Annotated in this window: 10 protein-coding genes; 3 read left to right on the forward strand and 7 right to left on the reverse strand. The window is 73.8% G+C overall.

Annotated elements, in window-relative coordinates; translation table 11 throughout:
• From IE275_RS13050 to IE275_RS13070, 5 genes are all read right to left on the reverse strand, one after another.
• Positions 1 to 975, reverse strand: coding sequence for an SMP-30/gluconolactonase/LRE family protein (locus IE275_RS13050; RefSeq protein ID WP_189711086.1), 975 nt, complete (start codon positions 973 to 975; stop codon positions 1 to 3).
• Positions 976 to 1,147: 172 nt separating this feature from the next.
• Entirely contained in the window at positions 1,148 to 2,377 is a 1,230-nt protein-coding gene (gene mshC, locus IE275_RS13055; RefSeq protein WP_189711088.1) for a cysteine--1-D-myo-inosityl 2-amino-2-deoxy-alpha-D-glucopyranoside ligase, read from the reverse strand.
• A gap of 101 nt (positions 2,378 to 2,478) precedes the next feature.
• The gene (locus IE275_RS13060; protein WP_189711090.1) at positions 2,479 to 3,312 is read right to left on the reverse strand and encodes an SCO1664 family protein; all 834 of its coding nucleotides are present in this window, start codon (positions 3,310 to 3,312) and stop codon (positions 2,479 to 2,481) included.
• Positions 3,276 to 3,866 (reverse strand): DUF3090 domain-containing protein, encoded by a 591-nt coding sequence (locus IE275_RS13065; RefSeq protein ID WP_189711092.1) that lies wholly within the window; start codon positions 3,864 to 3,866, stop codon positions 3,276 to 3,278. Before IE275_RS13065 ends, IE275_RS13060 begins: the two co-directional genes overlap by 37 nt.
• An 87-nt stretch (positions 3,867 to 3,953) precedes the next feature.
• On the reverse strand, positions 3,954 to 4,640 hold the full coding sequence (locus IE275_RS13070; protein WP_189711094.1) for a histidine phosphatase family protein: 687 nt from the start codon (positions 4,638 to 4,640) through the stop codon (positions 3,954 to 3,956).
• Positions 4,641 to 4,702: 62 nt separating this feature from the next.
• Here IE275_RS13070 and corA point away from each other — a divergent pair, with 62 nt between their 5' ends.
• The gene (gene corA / locus IE275_RS13075) at positions 4,703 to 5,698 is read left to right on the forward strand and encodes a magnesium/cobalt transporter CorA (protein WP_189711096.1); all 996 of its coding nucleotides are present in this window, start codon (positions 4,703 to 4,705) and stop codon (positions 5,696 to 5,698) included.
• A gap of 49 nt (positions 5,699 to 5,747) precedes the next feature.
• On the opposite strand, the gene IE275_RS13080 is transcribed toward corA, so the two are convergent.
• Together IE275_RS13080 and IE275_RS13085 are read right to left on the reverse strand one after the other, a co-directional pair.
• Positions 5,748 to 6,536: a ferritin-like domain-containing protein gene (locus tag IE275_RS13080; RefSeq protein ID WP_189711098.1), complete on the reverse strand. Its 789-nt coding sequence runs from the start codon at positions 6,534 to 6,536 to the stop codon at positions 5,748 to 5,750.
• A gap of 245 nt (positions 6,537 to 6,781) precedes the next feature.
• The gene (locus IE275_RS13085) at positions 6,782 to 7,837 is read right to left on the reverse strand and encodes an LLM class F420-dependent oxidoreductase (protein WP_189711100.1); all 1,056 of its coding nucleotides are present in this window, start codon (positions 7,835 to 7,837) and stop codon (positions 6,782 to 6,784) included.
• Between the two features lie 233 nt (positions 7,838 to 8,070).
• Between IE275_RS13085 and IE275_RS13090 the strand changes: the two genes are divergently transcribed.
• Together IE275_RS13090 and IE275_RS13095 are read left to right on the forward strand one after the other, a co-directional pair.
• Positions 8,071 to 9,057 (forward strand): aldo/keto reductase, encoded by a 987-nt coding sequence (locus tag IE275_RS13090; RefSeq protein ID WP_189711102.1) that lies wholly within the window; start codon positions 8,071 to 8,073, stop codon positions 9,055 to 9,057.
• Positions 9,054 to 11,312, forward strand: a complete 2,259-nt coding sequence (locus IE275_RS13095) for a helix-hairpin-helix domain-containing protein (protein ID WP_189711104.1) — start codon at positions 9,054 to 9,056, stop codon at positions 11,310 to 11,312. Before IE275_RS13090 ends, IE275_RS13095 begins: the two co-directional genes overlap by 4 nt.
• Positions 11,313 to 11,364 lie beyond the last annotated feature (52 nt).

Raw genomic sequence — 11,364 nt, forward strand, 5'->3', positions numbered from 1 at the left:
TCACGCGGGTACGGCGACCACCGAGTACGGCGTGTCCGGGGTCGGTGTGGTGGTGAACCGCGCGTTGGGCAGGTAGAGCCGGTCCCCCCAGCGCGCGACCGTGGTGGGCACGTCGAAGTCCGGGTCGGTGATCCGGCGCCGGAAGACACCGCTGCGGCCGTCGGCGGCGAGCGTGAACACGTCGACCGCGTTCTGCCGGTTCTGCACGACGTACAGGGTCCGCCCGACGCGCAGCAGGCCGTCGCCGTTGGTGAGCGGGGCCGCGTCCCCGAGGTCGACCAGCCGGGTGACGCCGGTGCGCGCGTCCACCCGGTGCAGGGCGCCGACCCCGGACTGCACGACGAGCAGCGCCGAGCCGTCGGGGGTGCGGGTGATGCCGTTGGCGTTCACCGACCCCTCGGCGCCCTGGACCCAGTCGCCGCTCAGCGTCAGGCGTACGACGTCGTCGGCGGCCGGGAGTTCGCCGCGCCGGCCCAGCGGGAGGGCGTGGAGGCGGGGCTGGTAGGAGTCGGTGAACCAGGCCGTGCGGGGGGTGAGGAACACGTCGTTGGTGAAGGTGGGGGTGGTGGCGGCGAGCCGGTAGGAGGCGAGGATCTCGCCGCTGCGTACGTCCACCACCCGGGCGCCCGCGTCGCGTCCGGCGACGAACAGCCGCCCCCGGCCGTCCAGTTCGAGGCCCACGGAGGAGGTGCCGGGGCCCTGCGAGACGATGCGGCCCTCACCGGTGCGCAGATCGGCGCGGTAGATGGAACCGTCGCCGAGCGAGCCGAGGTAGGCGTAGGGGCCGCGTCCGACGGCGATGCCCTCGGGGCGGAAGCCGTCCGGGAGGGCGATCACGTCCGGCCGGGTGCCGGTCGCGCCGGTGCTCGCGCGGGCGGGCGTGCCGAGCGGGGCCGCGCCGAGGGTCGCGGCACCGAACCCGAGGAGCCGGCGGCGCGAGAGGGAGTGTGCGAAGGAACCGTGTGTGGGTGCCACGGAACGTCCTTCCGCGTAGGGACCGGCAGTTGGCCGGTCCGACGGTCGACTGACGCCCACCCCACCACGGGGAGCCCCGTGCTCACAGCCGCCGGCGGCCGGTCGACAGCATCTCGACAGTAAGCGAGGGGTGCCTTTCACGCCATGCGGAAAGGCACCCCTCGCCGGTGGGTTACAGCGCGACGCCCAGCAGGGCGTCCACGGCCCGGGACACGACACCGGGCGCGCCGATGTCGGTGCCGCCCCGCTCCTGCTGGAGGTCGGCCCAGCGGTCGACGGCGGCCAGCGCGGCCGGGGCGTCGAGGTCGTGCGCGAGGGCCTCGCGGATCTCGTCGACGAGCGCCTCGGCGGGCGGTCCGTCGGGCCGGGAGACGGCCGCGCGCCAGCGCCCGAGCCGGGCGACGGCGTCCGCCAGGACCTGGTCGGTCCACTCCCAGTCGGAGCGGTAGTGGTGGGCGAGCAGCGTGAGCCGGATCGCGGCGGGGTCGACGCCGTCCGCGCGCAGCCGGGAGACGAAGACCAGGTTGCCCTTGGACTTGGACATCTTCTCGCCGTCCAGGGCGACCATGCCGGCGTGGACGTAGGCCTTGGCCATGGGGAACTCGCCGGTGAGCACCTGGGCGTGCGAGGCGCCCATCTCGTGGTGCGGGAAGGCGAGGTCGGAGCCGCCGCCCTGGACGTCGAAGGTCATGCCCAGGTGGTCCAGCGCGATGGCGACGCACTCGATGTGCCAGCCGGGCCGGCCGCGGCCCAGCGAGCCGCCGTCCCAGCTGGGTTCGCCCTCGCGGGCGGCCATCCACAGCATCGGGTCGAGCGGGTTCTTCTTGCCCGGCCGGTCCGGGTCGCCGCCGCGCTCGGCGGACAGCAGCCGCATGGCGGCGGCGTCGAGGTTGGAGACCCGACCGAAGTACGGGTCGGACTCGACGGAGAAGTAGATGTCACCGTCGAGTTCGTAGGCGGCGCCCGCGTCCCGGAGCCGCTCGACGAGCGGGACGATGCCGGGTATCGCCTCCACCGCGCCTATGTAGTGCCGCGGCGGGAGCATCCGCAGGGCGGTCATGTCCTCACGGAAGAGAGCCGTCTCCTTCTCGGCCAGCGCGACCCAGTCGACGCCGTCGCGGACCGCGCGTTCGAGCAGCGGGTCGTCGACGTCGGTGACGTTCTGGACGTAGTGAACCTGCCGCTTGGTGTCGAGCCACACGCGCTGAACGAGGTCGAACGCGTTGTAGGTCGCCGCGTGACCCATGTGGGTCGCGTCGTACGGCGTGATGCCGCAGACGTAGAGACGGGCGACGGGACCGGGGTCGAGGGTGACCAAGCCACCGGTCGCGGTGTCGTGGATCCTCAGGTCGCTGCCCTGACCGGGCAGAGCGGGGACTTCGGAAGCGGGCCAGGCATGCATGTCATGAGCGTAACCGGACCGGAGTTGCCTTTACGAACCGAAGCGGGCCGGATGGCCGGGAAGGCGCTCTTGCCCGATCCCGGCCGGTGTGCCTGTGCGGCTCAGACCGGCGGCCAGGGGATCGCCGGCCACTCGCCGCTCGGCTCGGGGTGCCTGCCGGACTCCAGCAGCGCCGCCACCCGCGCGCGGGTGGCGGCGACTTCGGCGGAGGTGACCAGCGCGGCCAGGGTGGCAGTGAGCGGCCCGGAGGCCTCCAGGGCGCCCTGGAGGCCCTTGAGGACGTCCACGGCCTCCCCGGTCAGCGGCTCCCCGGCCCAGCCCCACAGGAGCGTGCGCAGCTTGTTCTCGGTGTTGAAGGTCACCCCGTGATCGATGCCGTACAGCCGGCCGTCGGCGGTGGGCAGCAGATGGCCGCCCTTGCGGTCCGCGTTGTTGATCACCGCGTCGAGGACGGCGAGCCGGCGCAGCCGCTCGTCGTCGGCGTGCACCAGCAGCGCGGTGCGGCCCTCGCCGACCTCGGCGAAGCCGATCGCCCGCCAGCCCGGCTCCGGCTCCTGCGCGTCGACCAGGGCGAGCAGCTCGGACTCCGGCGCCGCCTCGATCCACAGCTGGCACATGCCCTCGCCGTACGGCCCCTCGCGCAGCACGGTGGGCGGTACGAGGTCCCAGCCGGTCGCCCGGGACACCTCGTACGCGGCGACCTCGCGCTGGGCGAGGGTGCCGTCGGGGAAGTCCCACAGGGGTCTCTCGCCGGCGACGGGCTTGTAGACGCAGGCCGCCTCACGGCCGTCGTGGGCGACGGTGCAGTACAGGGCCGCGTTGGACGCGTCACGGATGCGGCCGCGCACGGTCAGCTCGCCCCGGGCGAGCAGCTCGGCGAAGACCGGGTCGGTGGTCGTCACGCCCCGCGACGGTATCCGTTCTGGCGCGGACATACGTGTCCTTCCGGGTCGAGCGGCAGACTGCACAGCGGGCACGGCGGCCGGCCGGCGTTGACGACGTCGAGGGCGCGCTTGGCGAAGGCCCTGGCCTGCGCGCCGGTGAGCCGGACCCGCAGCATCGGGGGTCCGTTCTCCTCGTCCTGGAGGAGCCGTTCCTCCGCCTCGGCGAGATCCTCCTCGGAGTCGGCCTCCAGCTCCACGAGGGCCTGCGCCTCGACGATCATGCGCTGCTCCTCGCCGTCCCAGGCGAGGGCCATGGTGCCGACCCGGAACTCCTCCTCCACCGGGGCCTCGAGCGGGCCGGTGTCGGAGTTCTCGGCGGGGGCCACGGCAGGCACGGCGGCGCTGCCGCCGCTACGGCGTACGACCTCGTCCAGCAGCTCGTCCATGCGCTCGGCGAGCGCGGCGACCTGCGTCTTCTCCAGGGCCACGCTGGTCACGCGGGGACCCGCGGTGGCCTGGAGGAAGAAGGTACGGCGCCCGGGCAGTCCGACCGTACCGGCCACGAAGCGGTCCGGGGGGTCGTAGAGGAACACCTGACGGGACACGTCCTGTCTCCATGGGAGTCGGGGTTTCGGAAACGTCCATGCGTGTACGCGCGTGTGTGGACCGCTTCACCCTACTGCGGCCGACGATCACGGTGCGCCCGCGCCGCCCCCGACGGTCGCCTCGCCGGTCGGGGGTTCCTCGCGCGGGGCGAGGGAGGCGAAGTCGCCGGTGTCCCCGAGGCGCACGAGAAAGGGCCGCAGCCGGGTGTAACGGATCGCGGTGACGGAACACGGTTCTACGGAGATCCGCTGGAAGAGGTCGAGATGAAGTCCGAGGGCGTCCGCCACGAGCGACTTGATGATGTCGCCGTGCGAGCACATCAGGTAGACGGCGTCGGCGCCGTGGTCGCGCTCCACGCGCGCGTTCCACTCCCGGACGGCCTCGGCGGCGCGGGTCTGCATGGCCCGCATCGACTCGCCGCCGGGGAAGGCGGCCGCGGACGGGTGCGCCTGCACGACCTCCATCAGGGGCTCGTCCTTCAGTTCGGCCAGCTTGCGGCCGGACCAGTCGCCGTAGTGGCACTCCCCGATGCGCTCGTCGGTGTGCAGACGCAGCCCGGGGCGGGCCTCCAGGAGGGGCCGGACGGTCTCCTGGCAGCGGTCCAGGGGGCTCGCGACGACCTCGGCGACCGGCAGCCCCGCGAGCCGGCCGGGCAGCGCCGCGGCCTGCGCGGTCCCGCGCTCGTCGAGGCTGACACCGGGTGTCCACCCGGCGAGCACTCCGGAGGTGTTGGCGGTCGAACGTCCGTGCCGGACGAGGATCAGCGTGGGCATGCGGCCCAGGGTAGGCGTACGCGCGCGTGCGCCGACGGGCACCTGAGGGGAGAATGCGCTCCGTGATCGTCGACTGTGCCGTCTACCGGGACGGGCGCCGGACGGACGGCCCCCGGGACCTCTCCGAGGCCCTGGCCGGGGCACGTGCGGCGGGCGGTTTCGTGTGGATCGGGCTGCACGAGCCCACCGAGGACGAGTTCGACCACGTCACCCGGGTGTTCGGACTGCATCCGCTGGCGGTGGAGGACGCCCTGAACGCCCACCAGCGGCCCAAGCTGGAGGTCTACGACGACTCGCTGTTCCTGGTGTTCAAACCGGTGGTGTACGAGTCCGCGAGCGACACCGTCTCCTCCGGCGAGGTCATGGTGTTCCTCGGGGACGCGTTCGTGGTGACCGTCCGGCACGGCGAGGGCTCCCCGCTGGCCTCCGTACGGCGCCGGCTGGAGGCCGAGCCGGAGCTGCTCGCCAAGGGGCCGACGGCGGTGCTGTACGCGATCGCCGACGCCACGGTCGACCACTACCTGGACGTGGCGACCGAGCTGGCGACCGACCTGGACGAACTGGAGGCGGAGGTGTTCTCGCCGACGGGCGGCGGCACCCGGCACACCGCGTCGCGGATCTACACCTTCAAGCGGCAGGTCCTGGAGTTCCGGCGGGCCACCGGTCCGCTGGCGCCGCCGATGTCCCGGCTGGCGGACACCGGCGCGCCCGGTTCGGACGTGCCCTTCGTGAACGAGCGGGCGCGGCCCTTCTTCGGGGACGTCAGCGACCACCTCACGCGGGTGAACGAGTCCGTGGAGGGTCTGGACCGGCTGGTCTCCGACATCCTCTCCGCCCACCTCGCCCAGACGAGCGTCCGGCAGAACGACGACATGCGGAAGATCTCGGCGTGGGCGGCCATGGCCGCGATCCCCACGATGATCGCGGGGATCTACGGGATGAACTTCGAGCACATGCCGGAACTGCACTGGCTGTGGTCCTACCCGGCGGTGATCGCGCTGATGGCCGCCCTGGAGGTCCTGCTGTACCGGACGTTCAAGCGGCGCGGGTGGCTGTAGGGACGCGGCCGGGGCGGGGGCGTGACCGGGGCGTACGGCGTCGCGTGGCTCAGGCGAACTCGGGGGCCACGGTCGCCGGGCCGCCGAGGGCGTCGCGGCGTTCCGGCATCGCCAGGGACACCATGCGCCGCCAGCCGGCGAACCGCTCCCAGACGTACACGGCGTGGACACCGGCCGCCAGGACGGCCGCCCTGGGGCGCGACCAGCCCAGGATGCGGCCCATGTGGGCCATGACGGCGAGACTGACGTCCCGGTAGATCCGGATCTCGTTGAGCGCGCACGCGCGCAGGGTGCGCTGGATGGCGCGGCCGTGTCCCGTGCGCGCGAGGCGCAGGAGTTCCTCGTGGCAGTAGGCGAGGTGGTTGTCCTCGTCGTTCGAGATCATCTTCACCGCGCGGCCGAGGTCGGGATGGTCGGCGAAGTGGGTGCGCAGCAGCTCCATCTGCTCCGAGGCGCGCTGCTCGGTGACCCGGCTGTGGGCGAGGTAGGTGACGATGTCCTGCACGGTGAGCGGCTGGTCCGCCCTGAGCCTGTCGTGGGCGAGGCCGATGCCGGCGCGCTCCAGGAGCATCGTGTAGTCGGTCTCGGAGGGGACGGGGACCGGTTCGAGGCCGCGCTTCCTCAGCAGGGCGTTGAAGATCCGCCCGTGTTTGTCCTCGTCGGCGCCGTGACGGGCGATCTTGGGGGCGAGGTCGCGTTCGTCCGGCGGGACGAGCGCGGCGATCCGGGCGTTCTCCCAGCCGCCCTGCGACTCCCCACTGGCGGCGATGGAACAGAAGAGCGCGAAGGACTCGTCGTTGTCGATGATCTCCTGGAACAGGCTCTTGGCCGAAAGCATCAGAGGGACCCCTCTCCGCGTAGCCGCAGGATTCCGCGTGCGCAGGACTCCGCGAAGAACGAGTCAAATGCGGCCGGAGGGGAGCTGCAACAGCTGTGTCGGACGACTCCGCCAAAAGGAGGATGCCGGAAGTCACCCCGGCGGCGTAACCGCGCGCGTCCCGGCGCGTTGTTCTCGGTGACGGCCGTGGCGGGGAAGACCCCCGAGCCCCCACCACGGCCGCTGAAACTCCCCCTCCGCCGGCGTCAGGCCAGACCGGCCAGCTCCAGGGCCTGTGTGCCGGCCCGCAGCGAGGCGAGGCGCTCGTCGAGGGTGAAGCCCGCGGGGGCGAGGGTGAGGGTGGTGACCCCGGCGGCGGCGTAGGCCTTCATCCGGTCGGCGATCCGCTCCACCGAGCCCAGCAGCGTGGTCCGGTCGATCAGGTCGTGCGGGATCGCGGCCGCGGCGCCCTGCTTGTCACCGGACAGGTACTTGTCCTGGACCTCGGCCGCCGCCTGCTCGTACCCCATGCGCTGGGCGAGCTGGTTGTAGAAGTTCTGCTTGCGGCTGCCCATGCCGCCGACGTAGAGCGCGGTGTACGGGCGGAAGGTGTCGGCGAGCTTCTCGACGTCCTTGTCGTCGCCGACGGCGAGCGGCAGCGTCGGACAGACGTCGAAGCCGTCCAGCGTCTTGCCGGCCTTCTCGCGCCCGGCCCGCAGGTGCTTGATCGCGGTGTCCTCGAGGTGGTCGGCGGACGGGAAGATCAGCAGGGCGCCGTCGGCGATCTCGCCGGTCTGCTCCAGGTTCTTCGGGCCGATCGCGGCGATGTACAGCGGGATGTGCTCGCGCTCGGGGTGCACGGTCAGCTTGATCGGCTTGCCCGGCCCGCCCGGCAGCGGCAGCGTCCAGTGCTCGCCCTCGTACGACAGCCGCTCGCGGGTCATCGCCTTGCGGACGATCTCCACGTACTCGCGGGTCCGGGACAGCGGCTTGTCGAACTTGACGCCGTACCAGCCCTCGGAGACCTGCGGCCCGGAGACGCCGAGGCCGAGGCGGAAGCGGCCGCCGGAGAGCGAGTCGAGGGTGGCGGCGGTCATCGCGGTCATCGCCGGCTGGCGGGCCGGGATCTGGAAGATGGCGGAGCCGACGTCGATGCGCTCGGTCTGGGCGGCGACCCAGGTGAGCACGGTGGCCGCGTCCGATCCGTAGGCCTCGGCGGCCCAGCAGACGGCGTACCCGAGGCGGTCGGCCTCCTGGGCGACGGCGAGGTTGTCGCCGTCCATTCCGGCACCCCAGTAGCCGAGGTTGATCCCGAGCTGCATGGCCGATTCCCCTTACTGATCAGTAACGACGCTGTTGCGGAGACCTTAGCGCGGGGCCGGGCGACCGGGGAGGTCGATGTGGTGTGCGTCGCGCGGGTGGGCGGCCTGCCGCGCAGTGGGGGCACCGGGCCGGGATCCGGCGGTCGCGGGGGGAGAGCCCGAGGCTGACGCGCGGAGACTCGGTCATCCACAGGCAACCCACGGCCCAGCTATGGCCAGTAATCTCGGCGTCCATGGAGCAGAGGCATCTCGGCCGCACCGGCCTGCGTGTGTCCCGCATCGGGCTCGGCACCCTGACCTGGGGGCGTGACACCGGCGAGCACGACGCCGCGGACCTCATGAAGACGTTCTGGGAGGCGGGCGGCACCCTCGTCGACACGGCGGACGTGTACGGCGACGGGGACGCCGAGTATCTCCTCGGACGGCTGATAGACGGCCTGGTTCCGCGCCGGGATCTGATCATCTCCACGAAGGCGGGCAGCGTGCCCGACCCGGACCGCCGCTTCGACGGCTCACGGGGCCATCTGCTCGCCGCCCTCGACGCCTCCCTGGCCCGCCTCGGCACGGACTACGTCGACGTGTGGCACGTCCACTCCTTCGACCCGGACACCCCGCTGGAGGAGACCCTCCAGGCCCTCGACATCGCGGTCGCCAGCGGCCGCGCCCGGTACGCCGGGGTCTCCAACTTCTGTGGCTGGCAGCTCGCCAAGGCCGCCACCTGGCAGCTCTCCGCGCCGGGCACCCGGACCCGGCTGGCCGCCACCCAGATGGAGTACTCGCTGCTCCAGCGCGGCATCGAGCGCGAGGTGCTGCCGGCCGCGCTGGACCTGGGCATCGGGCTGCTGCCCTCCTCCCCGCTGGGCCGGGGCGTGCTCACCGGCAAGTACCGGGGCGACGCCCTGCCCCCCGACTCGCGGGCCGCCTCCGAGCACTTCTCGCCCTTCGTCGAGCCCTACCTCGACGACACCGCCAGCCGGATCGTCGACGCCGTGACGACCGCGGCGGACGGGCTCGCGGTGACGGCGCTCCAGGTCGCCCTCGCCTGGGTGCGCGACCGGCCCGGGGTGGCCGCGCCGATCATCGGGCCGCGCAACGCGCAACAGCTCACGGCCGCTCTGTCAGTGGAGGCCCTTACGCTTCCTGACGAGATCTGCCGGGCCCTCGACGACGTGTCGGCGCCCGTGCACCGCTACCCCGATCACGACTGGAGCACGCTGTGAGCACGGAGCCGGATCCCGCCGAGAGCACGAGGAACACCGGGCCGGGGACGCCGGACGGTGAGGACGGCGTCCGCGCGACGGAGAGCGGCGGCGACACCCCGGCCACGGACGGCACGACGGGCGAGGACACCTCGGAGGACGCCGGGGAGAGCACCGGCGACGACGGCACCGCCGCAGAGGTCACCGCCGGGGAGGGCGCGGCCACCCCGGGCGCGGACCAGGCCGCCGCCCAGGTCACCGAGGCCCAGGCCGAGCTGGCCGCGCAGAAGCAGGAGCGGGAGCGGATCGAGCGGCGCAAGGCCGAGAAGACGGGGCCCATCGCCGCCGGGACCAAGCTGAGCGGCAAGGCCGCCGACCTGCTCGCCGCCGTACGGGCGGTGGAGGGCGGCGCCAAGCCCACGGCCGGCGTCTTCGACGACCCCGAGCCCGCCCCGCGCCGCCCCGCCCCGGAGCCCGTTCGGCACCCGCGGCCGGTGGCCGCCGAGGCCGCCGCCGCACCGGCACCCGCACCGGACGCCGTCGAGGCCGTCCGGCGGGTGCTGGCCGACGGCGGTGCCCCCGAGAGCCTGGCGCCGCAGGTCGCCGCCGGCCTCGGCGAGGGCGCCGAGGAGGTGCTGCGGGAGGACCCCTGGCAGCTGCTGCGCGTCGCCGGCGTCCGGCCCGAGCAGGCCGACGGTTTCGCGCGGGCGCTGCTGGGCCCGGAGTGCGCCCCGGACGACGAGCGGCGGGGCCGGGCCATGACGGTCTGGCTGCTGGAGCAGGCCGCGCTGGCCGGGCACACCGCCCTGGAGCTGCCGGCGCTGACCGCCGCGCTCGCCCAGCGGTCCGTGCCGGACGCGGACGCGGCCGTGCAGAGCACGCTGGCGGAGGGCGAGGCCCTCGCCTTCCAGGACGCCCTGGAGGAGCCCGGCGCCGCCCCGGCAGCGGCGGAGGGCGCGCAGGAGGAGGACGACGACGAAGCGGCCCGTCCGGTCCGTGTCCTGGTCGGTCTGGAGCGGTACGCGCTCGCGGAGGAGAGCCTCGCCGACGCCCTGGCCAGGATCGTCAACTCCCTCGCCAAGGAGGCGTCCCCGCACTGGGAGGCGGCGGCGTCCGGCAGCGCGGCCGAACTGATCCGGGCGGTCGCCGGGCACGGCCTGGTGCTGCACACCGGCGGCGAGGCGGCCCGCGCGGAACCTGCCGCCCTGCTCACCGCGGCCCGCGCCCAGGGCCTGCGCGCCGTGGCGGCCTGCCACACGTTTGACGGACGGCACCGGTTCGCGGCGCTCCTGGCCGGGACGGCCCCGGAGGGGGCGGACGACTCCGTCGTCACCCTCCCCGGTCTCCTCTCCGGCGCCGAGGGCCCGGGCCGGGACGCGGACGGGGCGCTCGCCCTGGACCTGCTGGTCCTGCTGGACGCCCCGCAGGTCGACGTGGAGAGCGCCGCGATGGTGGCGGAGTCGCTGCCGGACGGCGCCCGGCTGGTGCTCAGCGGGGATCCGGCGGTGCTGTGGTCCGCCGGGCCCGGCCGGGTCTTCGGCGATCTGCTCGCGGCACGGGTGTGCCCGCAGGTCGCCTCCCGCACGCCCGACCCGGGGCCGCTGGGCGAGCTGGTCTCCGGGCTCGGCATCGGCGAGCTGAACCAGGTCGAGGCGCCCGGCAAGGAGATCGTGATCGTGCCGGTGCGGGACGCGGGCGAGGCCGTGCACCGGACCGTGCAGCTCGTCGCCGACTCGGTGCCCCGGGCCTTCGGCTTCACGCCCGGGCAGACCGTGGTGATCACCCCGGGGCACGGCGGGGCGGCCGGCACCCGCGCGCTGAACGCCGCGCTCAAGGAGCGGCTCAACCCCGGCCCCGGCCGCTTCGGCGGTTTCGACCCCGGCGACCTGGTCGTCCACTCCCCCGCGCCGGGCCGTACGGTGCCGGGCCGGGTGGAGAAGGCCGACGCCGAAGGGCTGCACCTGGCCTGCGCGGACGGCCCCGTGGTCGTACCGCGGGAGCGGGTGGAGCAGTCCGTGAAGCACGGGTGGGCGCTGACCGCGCACCAGGCGGTGGGCAGCCGGTGGCCCGCGGCGGTCGTGGTGCTCCCCGGTGACGCGGCGCGGACGCTCTCCCGTCCGTGGGTGTACACGGCCTTCGGCCGGGCGGAGCGCCATCTGTCCGTGGTGCACGGCGTGGAGCAGGCCCTGCCCAGAGCGGTCGCCGAGGTCCCGGCGAAGCCCCGCACGACCCGCCTGCCCCTCCTGCTGCGCACCCTGGTCCCGCCGGCCTCCTAGGACCTGTCCGGTCGATCAAGTCGCAGGAAAGCGACGGCACCTTGCAGCACGG

It is taken from the genome of Streptomyces phaeofaciens (genome assembly GCF_014648915.1).
GTDB classification, from domain to species: Bacteria; Actinomycetota; Actinomycetes; order Streptomycetales; family Streptomycetaceae; genus Streptomyces; species Streptomyces phaeofaciens.